17 protein-coding genes are annotated in these 19,588 nt (G+C 33.2%); 14 read left to right on the top strand and 3 right to left on the bottom strand.

What is annotated here, in order from left to right:
- Positions 1-128 precede the first annotated feature (128 nt).
- Positions 129-551 carry a c-type cytochrome gene (locus tag LNQ81_RS05860; protein ID WP_229945222.1) on the bottom strand — a complete coding sequence of 141 codons (423 nt, stop codon included), beginning with the start codon at positions 549-551 and terminating at the stop codon, positions 129-131.
- Positions 552-653: 102 nt separating this feature from the next.
- Positions 654-1,061 carry a hypothetical protein gene (locus LNQ81_RS05865; protein ID WP_229945223.1) on the bottom strand — a complete coding sequence of 136 codons (408 nt, stop codon included), beginning with the start codon at positions 1,059-1,061 and terminating at the stop codon, positions 654-656.
- 364 nt (positions 1,062-1,425) lie between these two features.
- Between LNQ81_RS05865 and LNQ81_RS05870 the strand changes: the two genes are divergently transcribed.
- The 12 genes from LNQ81_RS05870 (at position 1,426) to atpG (ending at position 13,046) form a co-directional block, all read left to right on the top strand.
- Positions 1,426-2,901, top strand: a complete 1,476-nt coding sequence (locus tag LNQ81_RS05870) for a DUF5687 family protein (RefSeq protein ID WP_229945224.1) — start codon at positions 1,426-1,428, stop codon at positions 2,899-2,901.
- A 1-nt stretch (position 2,902) separates the two neighbouring features.
- Complete coding sequence (locus LNQ81_RS05875; protein ID WP_229945225.1) at positions 2,903-3,598, top strand: ABC transporter ATP-binding protein; 696 nt, start codon at positions 2,903-2,905, stop codon at positions 3,596-3,598.
- Positions 3,599-3,969: 371 nt separating this feature from the next.
- Positions 3,970-6,585: a type IX secretion system periplasmic lipoprotein PorW/SprE gene (gene porW / locus LNQ81_RS05880; protein WP_229945226.1), complete on the top strand. Its 2,616-nt coding sequence runs from the start codon at positions 3,970-3,972 to the stop codon at positions 6,583-6,585.
- A gap of 34 nt (positions 6,586-6,619) precedes the next feature.
- Entirely contained in the window at positions 6,620-7,015 is a 396-nt protein-coding gene (locus LNQ81_RS05885; protein WP_229945227.1) for a bactofilin family protein, read from the top strand.
- Between the two features lie 6 nt (positions 7,016-7,021).
- On the top strand, positions 7,022-7,237 hold the full coding sequence (locus LNQ81_RS05890; RefSeq protein WP_229945228.1) for an AtpZ/AtpI family protein: 216 nt from the start codon (positions 7,022-7,024) through the stop codon (positions 7,235-7,237).
- Entirely contained in the window at positions 7,237-7,635 is a 399-nt protein-coding gene (locus tag LNQ81_RS05895; RefSeq protein ID WP_229945229.1) for a hypothetical protein, read from the top strand. Before LNQ81_RS05890 ends, LNQ81_RS05895 begins: the two co-directional genes overlap by 1 nt.
- Positions 7,636-7,904: 269 nt before the next feature.
- Entirely contained in the window at positions 7,905-9,101 is a 1,197-nt protein-coding gene (gene atpB, locus LNQ81_RS05900) for a F0F1 ATP synthase subunit A (protein ID WP_229945230.1), read from the top strand.
- Between the two features lie 55 nt (positions 9,102-9,156).
- Complete coding sequence (gene atpE, locus LNQ81_RS05905) at positions 9,157-9,354, top strand: ATP synthase F0 subunit C (protein ID WP_125019777.1); 198 nt, start codon at positions 9,157-9,159, stop codon at positions 9,352-9,354.
- Between the two features lie 95 nt (positions 9,355-9,449).
- Positions 9,450-9,950, top strand: coding sequence for a F0F1 ATP synthase subunit B (locus LNQ81_RS05910; RefSeq protein WP_229945231.1), 501 nt, complete (start codon positions 9,450-9,452; stop codon positions 9,948-9,950).
- Positions 9,951-9,963: 13 nt separating this feature from the next.
- Entirely contained in the window at positions 9,964-10,500 is a 537-nt protein-coding gene (atpH, locus tag LNQ81_RS05915; RefSeq protein WP_229945232.1) for an ATP synthase F1 subunit delta, read from the top strand.
- A gap of 41 nt (positions 10,501-10,541) precedes the next feature.
- Entirely contained in the window at positions 10,542-12,116 is a 1,575-nt protein-coding gene (atpA, locus tag LNQ81_RS05920) for a F0F1 ATP synthase subunit alpha (RefSeq protein WP_121964826.1), read from the top strand.
- Positions 12,117-12,185: 69 nt separating this feature from the next.
- Positions 12,186-13,046 carry an ATP synthase F1 subunit gamma gene (atpG, locus tag LNQ81_RS05925; RefSeq protein ID WP_229945233.1) on the top strand — a complete coding sequence of 287 codons (861 nt, stop codon included), beginning with the start codon at positions 12,186-12,188 and terminating at the stop codon, positions 13,044-13,046.
- 331 nt (positions 13,047-13,377) lie between these two features.
- On the opposite strand, the gene LNQ81_RS05930 is transcribed toward atpG, so the two are convergent.
- Entirely contained in the window at positions 13,378-14,442 is a 1,065-nt protein-coding gene (locus tag LNQ81_RS05930) for an endonuclease/exonuclease/phosphatase family protein (RefSeq protein WP_229945234.1), read from the bottom strand.
- A 135-nt stretch (positions 14,443-14,577) separates the two neighbouring features.
- Between LNQ81_RS05930 and LNQ81_RS05935 the strand changes: the two genes are divergently transcribed.
- Positions 14,578-17,415: a TonB-dependent receptor gene (locus LNQ81_RS05935; protein ID WP_229945235.1), complete on the top strand. Its 2,838-nt coding sequence runs from the start codon at positions 14,578-14,580 to the stop codon at positions 17,413-17,415.
- Positions 17,416-17,427: 12 nt separating this feature from the next.
- Complete coding sequence (locus tag LNQ81_RS05940; protein ID WP_229945236.1) at positions 17,428-19,437, top strand: DUF5689 domain-containing protein; 2,010 nt, start codon at positions 17,428-17,430, stop codon at positions 19,435-19,437.
- The last annotated feature ends 151 nt before the right edge of the window (positions 19,438-19,588 follow it).

Genomic DNA, 19,588 nt, shown 5'->3' on the forward strand with positions numbered 1-19,588 from the left:
ACATTATAAATTTGTATTCTATATTATTTAGAAATATTTACATTAAATGTAAGAATAATAGTGAGTTAATCGATATTTTGAATAAAAAATAAGAGGATATATTTAAAACAAAATATATCCTCTTAGTGTTATTTAAGTGATTTAGTAGCGCTCGTGTTTCCTCTATGGCACATTGCGCAGGTTACTACATCGATTGTCTCAGGTTTAGGGTGATCTTTCCAGTTGAAATTCTCAGCATTGATTTTTTGAGTCATTGTAATCATGTGTCTTGCAAATTCCTTTTCTTTTTTTGTGTCTGCAGCGAAGTCTAGTTTATCTGTTCCTTCAATTTGTGTATGACAATGACCGCATTTAACACCTAGAGCATCATTAAACCCTCTCATTAGTCCTTTAAGACTATCATTAGAGATATCTTGTGGTAATACTTTCAAGTTTTTCCAGATAGGGTCTCCTACTTTAGTCTCTGTGATTATAGAAGAGGTGTTAAATGATAATAAAGTTACAAGTACTCCTAGGCAACTTAGAATGATAAAAAGGTTCTTTATTTTCATAACAATCATATTTTGAGATTAGTATAGCAAATTAAGAAAACTAATCTTTGGATTGAATATAAATAAAGGTAGTTGTTAACTGTTGTTTATTAGGTTGTTATGTTATTCTGCAACGATGCCTTTTTTAGTTGTGAAAGGTAACTCCTTAATATATTTATCTCCTAAAGTATCCGCTAAGAAGGTATATGTTTTATCATATAATTTACCCCCTTGAAAGAAAGTAACCATAAAAGTATTACTCAATCTGAACACAGATTCATCTACTAATTCTACTCTAACATTTTCTTTAGGAGCAATTGACTTAAATGCATGTCTAAACTGTCCAGTACCTCGTATCTCACCATCTATTTCGCCTATCGCCTGTGATACTACTAGGATAGCTTCCATTTCTTCTTCAGAATTATTAAATAGGTATGCATACCAAGAGTCTGCTAAAAACTCTTCGCTGTATTCTTTGATAATTACTAATTCGATATTCTTTACAACTGGTATTTCTATGTCTTTTTTCATTGTATCTATTTTGTCGCAAAGATAATTTTTTTTGATATAAATAACGATAGGTGGATAGAAGTCCTTTTATGGCATTGTTTTTGGTTGTATATAGTTGAAAGTTAACTTCATAGTTTTAGTTTTTTTTTGGTTAAGTAGAGCTGTTCTTATATTCTAGAATAGCTCTTTTTTTATGGATTAAAATTTGTGTTGTCGTTTAACATTCTTTAGCTATCAATAGATGTTATATGTTATAAAAGGCTAAAAATTAAGATACTTTACTGTGTTTGTTTTTTATTTAGTTAAATAAAATCAAAATAATGATGATTAAGCTGTAACAAAAAACTATAATTGATACTAATATGATAGTATTACAATTTTAGTTATGCATAAGTTATTTGTTTTTTTAGAGAAAAGGAGGCTTGCACGTAATGGTGGTGAACAGATGAACACACTATTAAAAGTGTTTAAGTGGTTGGCTATTGTTTACTTTGGTTTTGTCTTTTTAATGTTAGGGATTAGTGGATTCTTTGGTATAGAGAAAGCGGCTTTAGGTATGGGATCACCAATACAGGTTGTAAGTCGTTATTGGATGTACTATATGGTGGCAGAGATGGTTATGCGATTCGCCTTACAGAAGTTGCCGACTGCGAGTATAAAACCTTTGTTAGTATTACCTATTACTAGACTTAAGATAGTTAAGTTTTACATAGGTAGATCATTTGTTAGTGCATTTAATTTCGTTCAACTATTATTTATAGTACCCTTCGCAATTGTATGTCTTATGCAGGGCTATTCCATAATAGGTGTACTGGCATGGTCATTAGCTATGTATTTATGTATCTGTACAATGCACTTTGTTAACATACTGATAGAGTCTTATAAAGCTGTATTTATTGCGGTTATAGGTGTATTCGGGTCATTAGCTGCTATTCAATATTTTGATCTATTTGATAGTACAGTATATACACAGTATTTGCTATACAGTGTATATGAATATCCTGTATTAGTACTGGCTTATGGAGGAGTCTTTACTATGGCGATCTGGATGACTATTCATTATTATGTGAATAATATGTATATGGATGATCTACTTAAGATTAAGGTAGAAGTTGGGACTACTCAGGAGATGAAATGGCTAGATGGATTTGGTACGTATGCGTCATTTTTAAAGAACGATGTGAGATTAATCATGCGTAATAAGCGTGCTCGTACTACAGTATTAATGAGCGTATTATTTATGTTCTACGGATTCTTAGTACTAATACCAAATGCAGAAGGAACATACTCTAGCCTTATGTTGATATTTGTTTCTTTCTTTGTGTCAGGAGGATTTCTGATGATGTTCGGACAGTATGTTCCTAGCTGGGATTCTTCGTATTATCCACTTATGATGACTCAGAATATCACGTATAAGAACTATCTAAAGTCTAAATGGCTAATCATTGCTTTAGGGACAGCCGTATCAATGTTAGGAGGTTTGTTATATATCCATAAGAGTATGGATCTAGTGTATATGATTATTGCTATGGGGGTATTTAATATTGGTATTAATGGATATATAGTACTGATGGGTGGAGCATACCTTAAGAGTCCTGTGGATCTAACAGCTAATAAGAATGTATTTGGAGATAAGAATGCTTTTAATCTTAGAGTGATGCTAATCTCGTTGCCTAAGCTTTTTTTACCTGTTATAGTATATTATGTTGGATATATGATATATGGGTTTTGGGGAGGTTTTGGAATGTTGATACTTATAGGTGTTATAGGAATGTTCTTTCAAGATCCTGCATTTAGATACATTGAGAAAATATATAAAAAAGAAAAATATAGCACGATAAATGCTTTTAAATCAAAATAATATGGTAGTAGTAAACAATTTAGTAAAGTCATATGGCGAACAGACTGTTTTAGACATTCCTTCATTAGAGATTAAGAAAGGACAGAGTATAGGGCTAGTAGGTAATAATGGTGCAGGTAAAACTACTTTCTTTAGCTTATTACTTGATTTGATTCAACCTACTAGAGGAAGTATCGCTATAAAAGGAGTGGTAGTGAATGAGAGTGAAGAATGGAAGAAGTGCACAGGTTCTTTCTTTGATGATTCATTTTTGATTGGTTATTTAACGCCTGAAGAATACTTTTATTTTGTTGGTGAGTTAAGAGGAATGACTCGTGAGGATGTTGTAAACTACTTAAAGGCGAATGAAGGATTTTTTAATGGAGAGGTTTTGAATCAACGCAAATACTTACGTGACTTTTCAAAAGGGAATCAAAAGAAGGTTGGTATTATCGCAGCATTTATGGGTAAACCTGAGCTGGTTATTTTAGATGAACCATTTGCTAATCTAGATCCTACTACACAACTTAGATTAAAAGAATTAGTGAAACAAAACATGCAGAGTAGAGAAGTAACGATTATCATCTCTAGCCATGATTTGCAGCATACATTTGAGGTTTCAGATCGCATTATCGCTTTAGAAAAAGGGCAAGTAATGAAGGATGTATTGACAGAAGAAATAACATTTGAGGCATTGGAAGAGATCTTCCAAGTCTAGAAAATATTGTTCACATACAGACAATTTTATTTTGTCTTGATGGAATAATGATTAGAATTGATTAGTTATAGTAGCTCTAGTAGAATTTATTTCTACTAGAGTTTTTTGTTTCTAGTTCAGAAGAGAATGTTGCGATTGAGTGAAGTAATTTATGTAGGTTTGGACAGGGTAGATTTGTTTACTTATTAGTAATAGATTGCATAGTAGTTGGTTAGCTGTTTAACTACTTCTCAAGTATTAAAAAAACTTTCTGAGTACTGTGAGCTATTTCTAAAAAAGTAATGTATTTTTACATACTAAAAATAAAAAATAGTAGTTTTTAAGTAAAGTTCATTGTGTTGAATACTAATATAAAATATATAATCTTTTTAGTGATACTACTGTTAGTAGGCGCTTGTTCTGTTAAACAGGATAGGTTGATTAATAGGGGGTATCACGCGATGACGACTAGATATAATATCTTATATAATGGCGAATTAGCATACGATGAGGCATTAGTGTCCTTAAAGAATGATTATTTTGATAATTTTTGGGAGATATTGCCTGTTGAACGGATTGATATTAAGATTGATTCTACAAGAGAGTTTGATAGAGGTCGATCATTAGAGTCAAAGAAGGGGTCCATACTTGAGAATGTACAATTAGATGGTTCTAATTTAGGAGGAAATGGCAATCAAGAAGAAGCTGGATTTAGACGAGCTGAAGACAAAGCAGCTAAAGCTATTCAAAAGCACTCTATGTATATCAAGGGACGTGAACGCAACTTTCAGATTGATGATGCATATCTAATGCTTGGGCAGGCTAGATATTATGATGGACGATTTGTCCCAGCTTTAGAAGCGTTTAATTATATCCTTTATAAGTATCCAGATGGCAGTCTTATTAATGATGCTATTATATGGCGTGAAAAAACGAATGTTCGCTTAACATACGATGATATTGCGATAAAGAATTTAAAATTACTTTTGAGAGATAAAGCATTAGTGTTAAAAAAACAACAGATAGCGGATGCCAATGCTACTTTAGCACAAGCGTATATTAATATAGAAGAGTATCAGGAAGCCATAACACCTCTGAAAAACGCAATTGAAGCCACTCGTGATCAAGAGGAAAGAGCTCGCTATACGTTTATCTTAGGGCAACTTTATAGTAAAGTAGGACAAAAAGATAAGGCTAATCATGCTTTTACAGAAGTAATAGAAATGAATAGAAAAAGTCCTAGATCTTATGTTATACAATCTCATGCTCAACAATATGGACTTGCGCCAGAAGCTGCAAAGGACTCTGTAGCTTTTTTAAAAAAGTATAAGAAACTTATAAAAGATAGGGAAAATAGAGCATACTTAGACGTACTTCACCGTCAGGTAGGGCTATTCTATGAAGGAAATGGAAATACTAAAGAAGCTTTAAAATCTCTTAAGCGAGCAGTAAAACTTAGCAAAGGAGATAAACAACTTAAATCACAGAATTATTTAAGTATAGCTGAGATATATTTTAATGAGGCTGGATATGCTTTAGCTGGGCAGTATTATGATAGTGTGCTGTCAATCATGCCTGAGAAAGCTAAAGAACGCTTTAGAATCACTAAACGACGTGATGCTCTACGTGATGTGGTGGCATTTGAGAAAGTAGCGCATATTAATGATAGTATTCTTCGCTTAGTAGCTATGGATGAAAGTATGCGTATAGCTTATTTTCAAAAATATGTGGATGATTTGAAGATAGAAGATTTCAGAAAAACACAAGTTAATCTAAAAGGTAAAAAAGCAGGGAATTTAAATTTCTTTAATACAGTTAATTTTGGTTCTATTATCGATAGCGCTTATAGTGTTAACACCTCTAATAATGGAGGAAATAGTACATTCTATTTTTATTCAAATCAAGCATCTTCATTAGGTAAAGTAGAGTTTCAAAGAAGGTGGGGTAATAGACCTTTAGTCGATAATTGGCGTTGGGCAAGCGATATTCAAGAGGCACTGAATAATGCAAATGCTTCAAGTACAACTACAAGTACTCCCAATACAAGTAACACAAGCACTCCGACTAATTTTAATGATGCTCGATATGATATAAATGAATATATCAATAAAATTCCAGTAGATGAATTAGAGATAGCGTCTTTGAAAAAAGATAGAGATTTCGCTTATTTCCAATTGGGTTCGATGTATGCAGATCGCTTTAAGAAATATGATTTGGCAAGTAGTAGATTAGAGTCATTATTGACATTCGATCCAGCTGAGCGATTAATCTTGCCAAGTATGTATAAGTTATATAAGGTTTATTTAGAGATAGATATGATTAAAGCTATGGCGATGAAAGATAGTATAATTAATCAGTATCCAAATTCTAGATATGCAAAATTACTTCTAAATATTTCTAGGGATAAAATAGATGATTTGTCTCCAGAGCAAATTTATTCGCAAGTGTATAAGATGTATGCAGAAGGAGGTGATTATAACAAAGTGCTTAATGCTATTGACAGTGCTTTAGAACGTTTTGATGACGAAGGGTATGTTAGTAAATTAGAATTGCTAAAAGCACATGTAATAGGAAAACTAAGGGGGATTTCTGCATATAAGGAAGCTCTTAATTTCGTTGCCTTGACCTATAGCTCATCACGTGAAGGAAAAGAAGCAGAACAGTTGTTAAAGACAACAATTCCTCAGTTGGAAGGTAGGAGTTTTACGCAAGGAGACGGTAAGAGTTGGAAAGTAGTTGTCTTGATTAATAATAAACAAAGTTCTGAAAATCAGTATTTAAGTCGTAGTTTAGTGACTTTTGCTAGCAATAATAGCAGTAAGGGCATTAAGTATTCTGAAGATATGTATTTAGGTGATAGTGAGTTTTTTGTTTTGCATGGGTTTAAGTCAAAAACAGAGGCTGATAGTGTAGTTCATAGTATAGAAAACAATGCTAAGACAATAAGTGTAGAGAATTATATTCTTGTTCAGATTAAGAAAAACTGGGAGGAATATCTGACACAGTAAAATAGAAATACGGTTGAAAAAAAAAATAAGATTTATGTTCCAAAAAACTAAAACAAACGGACCTATCGATCAGTTAGGTAAAACGAATAGAATTATTGAGGCTACAATAATTCGAGGAGATATCGAGGCATTATCTGACATACGTTTAGATGGTGAATTACATGGCAACTTAAAAGTAAAAGGTAAAGTAGTAGTAGGACCTCAAGCAAAAATATTGGGTAATGTGGAGTGTGAGAATGCTGATATAGAAGGTTTTGTTGAAGGGGCGTTAAATGTGAAAGACTTACTACATGTAAAGGAGACTGCTACTATTAAAGGAGACTTATTAGTAGGACGCTTATCTGTAGTGCCTGGTGCTAAAATACAAGTTAAATGCGATATGGTGATAGGAGGTGATACATCAGCGAACTCGGATAAAAAGAATAAATAGTCTAAAGTGAGTAAAAATTCTAGACCTAATCGTTGGTTGAGCCTAATAAACATCCCTATACAAATGGGGGTTATTATATATTTATTTCACTTATTAGGAACTTGGTTAGATAATAAATACAATTTAGCGGATGGATTAGCAAATAAAATTTGTACGTTACTAGGAGTAGGATTAGCTTTGTACCAAGTTATAAAACAAGTGAATCAATTAAATAAGGATTAATGGATAAAGGAACATTAGGTCTAGGACTAAAATTAGTAGGTGTACTAGCTATAACATTTGCATTACATTTCGCACTTTTTGCATTTACTGACTTTGGTCAGTCATTTGTAGAATTAGGGTACTCACTAACTGGATTTTATAGTTTTGAGTTTCTTTTTACAATAGGAATATTGTTTGCGATGGAAGGTATGAAAACAAGTATGCCTAATAGTTTAGGATATGTTTTTTTAGGTTTTATAACAGTCCGTTTATTAGCAAGTTATTTATTTGTAAGAGCTGGCTTAGATAGTGAGAAGGTTGACGAATTGTTTAAGTATAATTTTCTATTAGTCGTGATGATTTATTTAGGAGGAGATGCTTTTATAGCATATCATGTTTTAAATAAAAAAGAAAAGTAAAAGGTGTTATTTGAACATATACACAATGCTATTTAACTCTTTTTTTGTATTGTCAATATTAACGTGACTACTAAATAAAAATGGATATATCTGTATAAGATAGTCTTGATTAGTAAATAAATACACTGTAATAGTTGTAATAATTCAAATTTAAAGAGTGTATAAGGGAACATTATAAAAAAAAGTTTCATAAGAAACTATGATTGTCTAAGATTTATTGTAGTTTTGCACAAAATTTTAAGAACCATAAATATTCAAGAAGTTAAGGTATGGTGACTCTGAAGAAATCACTGAATTTATTAGCAGCTGTAATTTTTACAGCATCGTCGGTATTTTCGTACGCACAAAGTAATGCTCAAACCCTTGGAGATTCTATCCAGGAGACTGAGCAGTCAATTGAAAACACAGTAGCTTCTGCAGGACATGCAGATCATGAAGCGGTAGTTGAACCTGTAGAAGGTGAGAAATCACAAGCTGAAAAAGTGCAAGAGCATATCACGCACCACTTAGCAGATGATTATTCATTCATCTTTTTCTCAGATGAGGCTACTGGTAAACACTACGGTTTTTCATTGCCAGTTATTTTAATAGACAATGGTCTTAAATTATTTATGTCATCTGAGTTTAACTATGGGGAGAACGTAGTTGAGAAAGACGGACAAAACTACAAGTTATATCACGGTAAGATATACAAAACGGATGCTGCAGGTACTATCGAGTACGATGCAAATCATCACCCAACAAATGAGAAACCACTAGATTTCTCTATTACTAAGAATGTAGCATCATTATTCTTTACTACATTTTTATTATTCATCATGTTCTTAGGGTTAGCTAAGACATACAAAAAGGGACCAAATAACCTTCCAAAAGGTTTTGCTAGAGCTTTAGAGCCTATGGTCATTTATGTACGTGATGAGATGGCAGTTCCGAATATCGGAAAAGACAAGTACAAAAAGTTTATGCCATACTTATTATCAGTATTCTTTTTGATTTTCTTATTGAATTTATTGGGATTAACTCCACTTGGATTTAACGTTACTGGAAGTATTTCGGTGACTGCTTGTTTAGCAATCTTCACATTTATAATCACACAGTTTTCTGCAAATAAAGATTATTGGAAACACATGTTCTGGATGCCAGGTGTGCCAGTACCAATGAAAATTATGTTAGCACCTATCGAAGTGTTAGGAGCTATAATCAAACCATTCTCATTAATGGTTCGTTTATTCGCTAACATTATCGCAGGTCACTCAGTAGTATTTGGACTTATCGCTATCATCTTTGTAATGAAAGAAGCTTTAGGAACAGGTGGTGCAATCGGAGTAGGATTCTTCTTATCAACGTTCTTAGTTTTATTGGAGATATTAGTTGCGTTCTTACAGGCGTTTATCTTCACAATGTTGTCTTCTCTGTTTATCGGAATGGCAGTTGCTGAACATGAACATGATGAAGCACATCACTAGGATAATTAAGTATTAGAAAAAAGTAAAATTTGTTTAATTAATATATACAATCATTATGACAATCCCAACTATTATTGGTGCAGGTCTTATCGTAATCGGAGCTGGTTACGGTTTAGGTAAAATTGGTTCTTCTGCAATGGACGCTATCGCTCGTCAACCAGAAGCTGCTGGAAAAATCCAAACTGCAATGATTATCATTGGTGCGTTATTGGAAGGTTTAGCATTCGGTGCTTTAATCTTAGGAAATAACTAATCCAAGAAAAGTAAAAAAAGTTTATCTGCAACGGTTGGTTGCAGGTAAACTTCTTAATTAAACAACATAGGTATTAAAAAGTATAATTTTATATAATGGATAAATTAATTAACGATTTCAGTTTTGGATTATTTTTCTGGCAGTTTATCATTTTAGTGGTAATTGTATTTATATTAGGGAAATTCGCATGGAAACCAATTGTAAATGCTTTAGAGGCTCGTGAAGAGGGAATCGCTGATGCATTAGCAGCTGCTGAAAATGCTAAAAGAGAAATGGCTAATTTAAAAGCTGATAACGAGAAATTATTAGCAGAAGCTCGTACTGAGCGTGATGCTTTAATTAAAGAAGCTCGTGAGATTAAAGAGAAGATGTTAGCTGATGCTAAAACTGAAGGTGAAGCTGTAGGTGAGAAAATGATTGCTCAAGCTAAAGCTGCTATCGCTAGTGAAAAAGCTGCTGCTATCGTTGAGTTAAAAACTCAAGTTTCTTCTATTTCTATCGAAATTGCTGAAAAATTATTAAAAGAACAACTTGCTAACACTGAAGCTCAAGCAAAATTGGTTGAGAAGATGTTAGACGAAGTTAAATTAAACTAATAAAAGGATCATTATGATAAGCACTAGAGCAGCTGCAAGATATGCAAAAGCAATGCTAGAAGTTTCTGTTGAAAAAGGAAATGCTGAAGCTATTAATAGCGATATGATCTTGATCTCTGAATCAGTTTCTCAAAGTGAAGACTTAAAGGTATTCTTAACTAATCCTACTATCACTGGTGAGATTAAATTAAGTGCTTTAGTAGAAGTATTCGCTAATGTTGATCAAAGTACTAAAGAGTTGTTTAAAGTGCTTAAAGCAAATAATAGATTTGAAATCTTAGGATCTATAGCTTTAAAGTTCCAAGAGCAATACGACACTTTGAAAGGTAGAGAGAAAGTTGTAGTTACTACAGCTATCCCAATGGATGCCGCTTTAGAGAGCAAAGTTTTATCTAAAGTTCAAAGTTTAGCTCCTGGAAAACAGATTGTTATTTCAAATATAGTAGATGCTTCTATCTTAGGAGGATTTATCTTGAAAATGGGAGATAAACAGTACAATGCTTCAATAGCGAGTCAATTACAAGTTTTAAAAAGAGAATTAACTAATTAAAAAATCACCGCACGAATGTTCGTGTATAAACATAGATAAAAATGGCGGAAATTAAACCAGCTGAAATATCAGCGATTTTAAAGAAACAATTATCTGGATTTAACTCAGAGGCTTCTTTAGAAGAAGTAGGAACAGTACTTGAAGTAGGAGATGGTGTTGCTCGTGTTTACGGGTTGACAAATGCTGAATACGGAGAGTTAGTTGTATTTGAGAATGGACTAGAAGCAATGGTACAAAACCTTGTAGAAGATAACGTAGGTATTGTATTGTTAGGAGCTCCTACTGGTGTTAAAGAGGGATCTATTGTAAAAAGAACAGGTCGTATCGCATCACTTAAAGTAGGTGAGAAAATGGTAGGACGTGTTGTTAATACATTGGGTCTTCCTATCGATGGTAAAGGTGCTATCGAAGGTGATTTATATGAGATGCCTTTAGAGCGTAAAGCTCCTGGGGTTATCTACCGTCAACCAGTAACTGAACCATTACAAACAGGTATTAAATCTGTAGATGCAATGATTCCAGTTGGACGTGGACAACGTGAGTTAGTAATTGGTGACCGTCAGACAGGTAAAACAACTGTTTGTATCGATACTATCTTAAATCAAAAAGAATTTTACGATGCTGGGCAACCAGTATATTGTATATATGTAGCTATTGGACAAAAAGCTTCTACTGTAGCAGGTATTGCTAAAACTTTAGAAGATAAAGGTGCAATGGACTATACTATTATCGTAGCTGCTAATGCTTCTGACCCTGCTCCAATGCAAGTTTATTCTGCAATGGCTGGTGCTGCTATCGGAGAGTATTTCCGTGATACAGGACGTCCTGCATTAATTATCTATGATGATTTATCTAAACAAGCGGTAGCTTACCGTGAGATGTCATTAATCTTACGTCGTCCACCAGGTCGTGAAGCTTACCCAGGAGACGTTTTCTATCTTCACTCTAGATTATTAGAGCGTGCTGCTCGTATTATCGGTGATGATGAAATCGCTAAGAATATGAATGACTTACCAGAGTCTATCAGACCATTCGTTAAAGGTGGTGGTTCATTAACTGCACTTCCTATTATCGAAACTCAAGCTGGTGACGTTTCTGCATATATCCCAACTAACGTAATTTCGATTACTGATGGACAGATATTCTTAGAATCTGACTTATTTAACTCTGGTGTACGTCCAGCGATCAACGTAGGTATCTCTGTATCTCGTGTTGGTGGTTCTGCGCAGATTAAATCAATGAAGAAAGTAGCTGGTACATTAAAACTTGACCAAGCTCAATACCGTGAGTTAGAGGCTTTCGCTAAGTTTGGTTCTGATTTAGATGCTGCTACAATGAACGTTATCTCTAAAGGACAACGTAACGTAGAGATCTTAAAACAAGCTGTTAACGATCCTTACACTGTGGAAGATCAAGTTGCTATTATCTATGCTGGATCTAAAAACCTTTTAAGAAATGTACCTGTTAACAAGGTAAAAGAATTTGAAAAAGATTATTTAGATGCTTTAAACTCTCGTCATAGAGATGTATTAAATGCTTTAAAAGCTGGAAAATTCAGTGATGAGCAGACTTCTGTTCTTGAAAAAGTAGCTAAAGAGATTTCTGCAAAATATTAAGAAATAATGTTTGTCTACAAGTATGGTCGAAAGACTACTACTTGTAGGCGAATTTATATATAAATTACAATGGCAAACCTTAAGGAAATACGTAATAGGATTTCATCAATCGGATCGACTATGCAGATTACATCTGCTATGAAGATGGTATCTGCAGCTAAGTTAAAAAAAGCTACTGATACTATTATGGCAATGCGTCCATATTCAGAAAAGTTGACTGAATTGATTCAAAATGTTAGCGCAACTTTAGAAGGTGATAATTCTGGAGTATATTCTCAGACTAGAGAGGTTAAGAATGTTCTTTTAGTTGTAGTCACTTCAAACAGAGGTTTGTGTGGTGGATTTAATGCTAATATCATTAAGCAAATAAATGCACTTAAAGCAACTCAATATAAAGACGTTAATGTTGATTTATTGACTATTGGTAAGAAAGGTCACGATATATTACGTAAGAGTTTTACTGTAATTGAGAATAGAAGTGATTTGTTTGATCATGTGGATTTTGCAAATTGTGCTGTTATTGCAGAGCAGATGATGAATGCTTTCGTTGAAGAAAAGTATGATTCAATTCAGATTGTATATAATCAATTTAAAAATGCTGCGACACAAGATGTAGTGACTGAACAGTTTTTACCATTGTTACCTGTAGAAGGAGGAGATGTAGTAGGTTCTGATTATATTTATGAACCATCTAAAGAAGAAATCATTAATACTTTGATTCCTTTATCTTTAAAAACTCAATTATTAAAAGCTGTTGCTGATTCTGTTGCTTCTGAACATGGTGCTCGTATGACTGCTATGCACAAGGCTACTGATAACGCACAGGAACTTAAAAACGACTTGACATTAACTTATAATAAGGCTCGTCAAGCTGCGATTACAAATGAAATTTTAGAGATTGTTGGTGGTGCAGAAGCATTAAACAATTAATCTTACAAAATATTTTAAAAAAAGGTCACTCACTGAGTGACCTTTTTTTATATTCTTAATTTTGTAGATGGCGATGTTAAGTGTGTGTTTAAGATGATTGTAGGTCTTTTTAAGGTGTTGTTTTCGGTGTGTTGTTGATTTTACTGTCTGCTCACCTTTTCTGTCTTAAAAAGCCTTTATTTTATTATTTAGCTTATTCCACTATGTTTTTATATCATAATGGCTCAATAACCTTTGTCTAAAGGAGATTCTATTAGTTAGGAGGTGTCATGCTTTATTTAAAATAAAAAAGCCGCTTAAAGCAATTTAAGCGGCTTCTCTATGAGTTGTATTATTTCATTTCTCTAATTAAGTAAATGTACACAGGAAAGTGATCACTATATCCTGGTTCTCCATTGGTGTTTCTTAAGGGATAACCTTTGTATTGTCCAGTTGGTTGTACCATAAAAGGTTTTTTGTAAATACGCGCTTTCCAGAACCCCCAACTTGAATAATCTCCCCTCATATAAGGTTCGCTAACTACCATTTGATCAAAAACGTCCCATGCATCGCGATATGCTAAAGTTCCTAAACCATCTTTAGACATTTTTTCCATTGGATTAAAAAGGCCTTGTGATTTTAGTTTTTCTTTTTTACCTACAGTTTGAAGTATTTTTTTCATACTGTTGTTATAAGGACCATCATTCATATCTCCCATAGTAATTACTTTTGCATTTGGGTTAATTGTATATAATGAATCTATAATCTTCTTGTTTAAAGCTGCAGCAGCTTCACGTAGAGGGCTACTTTTCTTTTCTCCACCTACTCTAGAAGGCCAGTGATTCACTATGAAGTGAACTTCTTCACCATCTAGCTCTCCACTCACTAGTAACTGGTCACGTGTATAGATACGAGCTCCTTTTTCACCTGTACTTTTATCGACTTTATTCATGTCGTAGATATATAGAGGGTGTGGTGTTGCATTAGCTAGTTTAAAGTGTTTCTTTTGGTATAGTAATCCAACGTCAATCCCCCTTCTATCAGGAGAGTCAAAGTGAGCAATACCATAATCGCCAGAAGCTAATTGTGGATCGCGTATTAAGTCTTCTAATACTCTTCTATTTTCAACTTCTGCAACGCCTATGATAGCAGGCATTTTAGTGTTGTCATCTGTGCCAATTTGAGACATAACTTTCGCTAGGTTATGTAGTTTCTTGTGGTACTTTTTTGATGTCCAAGCTTGAGCTCCCTTAGGAGTCCATTCTTCATCGTAGATTTTAGGATCTCTGATTGTGTCAAACAAGTTTTCACAGTTGTAAAATGCAATTGTCTGAATTTCGTATTTTTTTTCTTGCGCTTGTACTCCTAAAGTTAGGAGAAAAAAGAATAAAAATAGTTTTTGAAGTTTGATGTTCATAACTAGGTTAAATTAAAGTAAAGAATTGTCTTATTTCTATGACAAAAATAGCTAATATTATTATAATAACATACCTTTGTGATGGAAATAACCTTAAGGTTTTTTAAAACATAGCACTTTAATCTTTTTTAATTTATGAAGAAACTTTTATTTAGTTTGTTCTTTGTGTTACAGGTAGTTATATCTTATGCGCAAGGAGTTCAGGAAATTAAAGGGAAAGTAGTAGATGCAAAAACACAGATGCCAATTAATTCGGTTTCTGTGCGAATACAGTCTACAACAATTTCCTCTTTAACAAACAATGAAGGGAACTTCACTTTAGAAAATGTTAAAACTGGTAATCACGACGTTGTTATCTCTTATGTGGGATATATAACGAAGCGTTTGCCAGTAGAGGTTGGTGATAAAGTCATCGATCTTGGAACAGTTTCTATAGATGAGGATTTCGCTTCTATTGAGCAATTAGGGCTTATATCACTAACAGAGAATGATCTTAGTGATGATAACTCTAGTAACGACACTTCATCAGGTTTGTTACAAGCAACAAAAGACCCTTTTCAACAAGCAGCAGCTTATAATTGGGGGTCAGCATTCTTTAGAGTGCGCGGGCTTGATAATGAATATGGTAAAACACTGATCAACGGTGTTGTAATGAACAAGGTTAATGATGGTCGCCCACAATGGGGGAACTGGGGAGGACTTAATGACGCAACGCGTAATCAAGTTTTTTCATCAGGATCTACACCATCTGATTTTAACTTCGGGGGTATCTTAGGTACTCAAAACATCTCTACAAGAGCATCTCAAATCAGAAAGGGTGCTAAAGCAGGTTTCTCAGCTTCTAACACGAACTATACTTGGAGACCTTATGCAATTTATTCTTCTGGTTTAAATAAAAACGGATGGGCATTCGCTCTATCTGCTTCTTATAGAGGAGCAAAAGAAGGATACTGGGATGGTACAGATTATGATGCTTTATCATTATTTGCAGCTGTTGAAAAGAAATTCAATGATAATCACAGTTTAAACTTTACAGCTATTTATGCTCAAAATAAGAGAGGGAAAAACTCTCCTATTACTGACGAGCAAGCTAGTTTAAAAGACTTTAAATACAATTCATATTGGGGATGGCAGAATGGAGACAAGAGAAACTCTCGTTATAAAGATGTTTCTGAACCAATCTTCCAATTAACACACTATTGGAAGATAGATGAATTAAATACACTGACAACTACAGCGTCTTACCAATTTGGACACATTGCAAATAGTCGTTTAGGATATATAGATGGGCTAAACCCTGACCCTACTTACTACAAAAATATGCCAAGTTTTCACTTGAATAAAATAGATCCAAAATACTGGTCTATGAGTCAAGATGAGTTCAATAATTTACCAAACGATAGTGATTTTAAAAATGCTACTATCTCAGCTTTAAATCAAGCTAATAATGTAGGCAGAGAGTTTCAAGAGTATGGTCAAATCAATTGGGACAATATCTATACTATTAATCAAGCTAATGATGGTTTTAGTAAAACATTATTATATGAAGATAGACAAGATGATCAAACATTGTCATTCAATACTAACTTCAAATCGGTTTTATCTGATCACGTAACTTTAGATGCAGGTATTAATTATAGACGTGTGCATTCTAGCAATTACAAAAAAGCAACAGACTTATTAGGAGGACAATATTATTTAGATATCGATACTTATCAAAAGTTAGGTAAACAAGATAGTGATTTGAATAATCCTAATCGCGTTATTACTACAGGAGATAAATTTGGATATAACTACACTGTTGACTCTAACGTAATAGATGTATTTACTCAATTTAACTTTGATTACGATAAATTTGATTTCTATATAGCACAAAAAATAGGTTATACATCTTATGAGAGAGATGGAAAGTATAGAAATGCTGTATATTCTGAAAATTCTTATGGTAAAAGTGGTTTAGTTGATTTTAATAATTATGGTTTTAAAGGAGGAGTAGTTTATCACTTAACAGGACGTCATGCGTTCGGAGTGAATGCTGCTTATTATAATCAAGCACCATCTATTAGAAACACTTTTTCTAATGCTAGAGTAAACAACTTAGTAACGAAAGATCTTACTAATGAAGATATTTTTAGTGTAGATGGTAGTTATATTGTTAGAACACCAAAGTTAAAAGCTCGTGTTTCAGGATATTTATCTGAAATCAAGAATAGTACTCAAGTAAACTTCTACTATGCTGATGGTATTGGTATTGTTGATGAGAATGGAGATTTCTTATCTAGTACTGGAGGTGCTTTTGTATCAGAAATTTTAACAGGAGTAAATAAGCGTAATATGGGTGTAGAGATTGGTGCTGAATATCAATTAACACAAACATTAAAAGCTACTGCTGCTGCAACAATCGGTCAGTCTATTTATACTAATAATCCTACATTGCGTCTGAATTCTGATAACGTAGCAAAAACATTTGATTACGGGACATCATACATGAAAGATTATAGAGTAGCTAATGGACCGCAAACAGCTCTTTCTCTAGGTTTAGAATATAGAGCTCCTGCTTACTGGTGGGTTGGTGCGAATATTAACTATATGGATAGAGCATATACTAATATCTCTGCGCTTAGAAGAACTGAGAACTTCGTGACGGATCCTTCTACTGGACAGCCTTTCGCTGATTTAACAGAAGATAAATTGAGATCTGTATTAAAACAAGAACAATTACCAGACTTCACTGTTCTAAATATTACAGGAGGTAAATCTTGGAGAATGCCAAATAGAAATATTATCGGTTTCTTCGCTAGTGTAAATAACGTGTTTAATAAGCACTATAAAACAGGTGGATTCGAACAAGCAAGAAATGCAAACTATCAACGTGAGAGTTTAAATACTCAAAGTGGAACAAACACTTTTGCCAATAAATACTGGTATGCGTATGGCCGTAATTTCTTTGTGAACGTTTATTACAACTTCTAAATCCTATTTAAGATGAAAACATTATTTAAATCATTATTATATTTTTCATTCGCTGGACTTATCCTTACAGGATGTGCTAAGAATGACGACTTTTCTGTTCCTCCAATTAATTGTGATGAACCAAATATTGCTGTTAATCAAACTATTGATAATCTATATTCTACGATAAAAGAAGGTAAAGATGTAAATCTTTATACTAAAGATGAAACGATATCAGGTATAGTTGTATCTAGTGATAAATCAGGTAACTTCTACCAACAGTTATATATTGTTGATGAAAATACACAAACTCCTGTTACTTTAAAAGTAGATATTAAAGGAGGTTTTGCTTTATACCCTGTAGGATCTAAAGTATTTATGAAACTTAATGGTACTTATATCCAAAATAGTTTTGGAATGATTACTATTGGTGGAGGTATTTACACATCAGGTACAGGTAATAAATATCCAGATGTTGTTACAGGTACTAAATTGAGAAACTCTCTATATAGATCTTGTGTGGTTAAGACAGGGGATGACTTTAATAAGTATATTAATGTTGTTACTTTAGAGCAACTAAAAACAGATAAAACTCTTTACGGAAAATTAATCAGAATTAGCGAGGTACAGTTTGATAGAGCTGTCGTGGGTAAAACATACTATGATGAAAAAGATCCTGGTAATGATGCTCAAGGGTATACCTTAAGAAAAATGGTTGATAAAAAAGGTAATTCTTTAGTTGTTAGAACTGGTAAATATTCTAACGGATTTAAAGACCAAATTGCTTCAGATAAGAGTGGTACTATCACTGGTATTGTAAGTGAATATAACAAAACGCTTCAGTTCTATCCAAGAACGATGGAAGACATGGCTTTAGATAAACCTGCATTTGAAGGAGAAACTGAAGAGACACTTCCACAACATGAAATCAAACTGACAGGAGTGTTAGCTTGGTTAGGTGGAGATTTTAAAGATTTTAATGCTTTTATGGGAACTCTTGATGAATATCAAGGAGTCAAGTTAAAAGACTACGCAAAAGAAGCAAAAGGTCAAGGATGGGAAAGTACAGATGCATTAGCTATAAAAGGAAAACCAGCTGCAAATGATTTCGTGTTTACAGTTATTGATAATAAAGTACCAGCAGATGCAGAATCAATTACTTTCTTATTAAAAGGTAAAGCTACTGGAGGTAAATCAATTTCGATTAACCTTTATAACGAGGATGGTTCTAAGTATGATACAGCTTTTAACCTTGGAATTGTTGGAGCAGATGATATTACTCTAGATAAAGCTGTTATTGATGCGAATAATAAGTATTTGAATAATTATAATGGTTCTATTAATACTAGAGGACGTTGGATTAAAGTTACCTTAAATCTTAAAGGCATTAAGTATAATACTTCTGCTAAAGGTAAATTCTTTGCTTTTAAAGTTGGTACAGGTGGGGAATATGATATATTAGTAGATGAGTTTAGAGTTGTTGGAGGTAAAGATGGAGGTACTGATCCTGAAGTTCCTACTGGAGACCTACCTGAAGCTAAAACACTTTCAGAAGATTTTGAAAAAGAATTTACTAAAGAAGATAGAGCTGGTAGCTATGACGTTAAAGAGTTAGATTTTGCAATTGGTAAATGGGCTTTCTCTGATGGGGGTGTGTTTTCAGATGTAAGTGATTTAAAGTCTTCTGGAAAACAATCTGTAAGATTTAGAGGAAATGATAAAGCTGAAGCTTTCATTGAATCTAAGTTTGTTGTTACAGGATTGAAAAAAGTAGAATTTAAATTTGGAGGAACTAAGTTCAATGAATCTACTGATGCAGATAAAGAGTATGCTGTAGAATTATTCTATTCAATAGATGGAGGAAAAACTTGGAAATCTAGTGGTAAAAAAATTGGTAAGAAAGAAGAGTTAGCTCTTGTTTCTTTTGATATTACTGCAAAAGCAACGGATAAAGTATCAATTAAAATACAAAATGTTTCTTTTACAAGAAGCTCAAAAAATAGACTTAGAATCAACATTGATGATATTAAGTTTATCAAGTAATTAGATTTATTACTATAAAAATTAAAAAGCTCGGCATCGCCGAGCTTTTTTTATGCTGTTAAGTCAAATTAAATTACAGAAAAAAGTTTTTAATTACTAGTTATTCGCTTGTTCAACACTGTCACAAAACCTCTTCAATAGCTCTTCAACA

Source organism: Myroides oncorhynchi, assembly GCF_020905415.1.
In the GTDB taxonomy this organism is placed as follows: Bacteria; Bacteroidota; Bacteroidia; order Flavobacteriales; family Flavobacteriaceae; genus Flavobacterium; species Flavobacterium oncorhynchi_A.

Coding starts and splice junctions, on each gene's coding strand:
- LNQ81_RS05910 (WP_229945231.1), top strand. CDS start 9,450: ATGGATAAATTAATTAACGATTTCAGTTTTGGATTATTTTTCTGGCAG.
- atpA (WP_121964826.1), top strand. CDS start 10,542: ATGGCGGAAATTAAACCAGCTGAAATATCAGCGATTTTAAAGAAACAA.
- LNQ81_RS05860 (WP_229945222.1), bottom strand. CDS start 551: ATGAAAATAAAGAACCTTTTTATCATTCTAAGTTGCCTAGGAGTACTT.
- LNQ81_RS05940 (WP_229945236.1), top strand. CDS start 17,428: ATGAAAACATTATTTAAATCATTATTATATTTTTCATTCGCTGGACTT.
- LNQ81_RS05930 (WP_229945234.1), bottom strand. CDS start 14,442: ATGAACATCAAACTTCAAAAACTATTTTTATTCTTTTTTCTCCTAACT.
- LNQ81_RS05885 (WP_229945227.1), top strand. CDS start 6,620: ATGTTCCAAAAAACTAAAACAAACGGACCTATCGATCAGTTAGGTAAA.
- LNQ81_RS05895 (WP_229945229.1), top strand. CDS start 7,237: ATGGATAAAGGAACATTAGGTCTAGGACTAAAATTAGTAGGTGTACTA.
- atpG (WP_229945233.1), top strand. CDS start 12,186: ATGGCAAACCTTAAGGAAATACGTAATAGGATTTCATCAATCGGATCG.
- atpH (WP_229945232.1), top strand. CDS start 9,964: ATGATAAGCACTAGAGCAGCTGCAAGATATGCAAAAGCAATGCTAGAA.
- LNQ81_RS05935 (WP_229945235.1), top strand. CDS start 14,578: ATGAAGAAACTTTTATTTAGTTTGTTCTTTGTGTTACAGGTAGTTATA.
- atpB (WP_229945230.1), top strand. CDS start 7,905: ATGGTGACTCTGAAGAAATCACTGAATTTATTAGCAGCTGTAATTTTT.
- LNQ81_RS05875 (WP_229945225.1), top strand. CDS start 2,903: ATGGTAGTAGTAAACAATTTAGTAAAGTCATATGGCGAACAGACTGTT.
- LNQ81_RS05870 (WP_229945224.1), top strand. CDS start 1,426: ATGCATAAGTTATTTGTTTTTTTAGAGAAAAGGAGGCTTGCACGTAAT.
- atpE (WP_125019777.1), top strand. CDS start 9,157: ATGACAATCCCAACTATTATTGGTGCAGGTCTTATCGTAATCGGAGCT.
- LNQ81_RS05865 (WP_229945223.1), bottom strand. CDS start 1,061: ATGAAAAAAGACATAGAAATACCAGTTGTAAAGAATATCGAATTAGTA.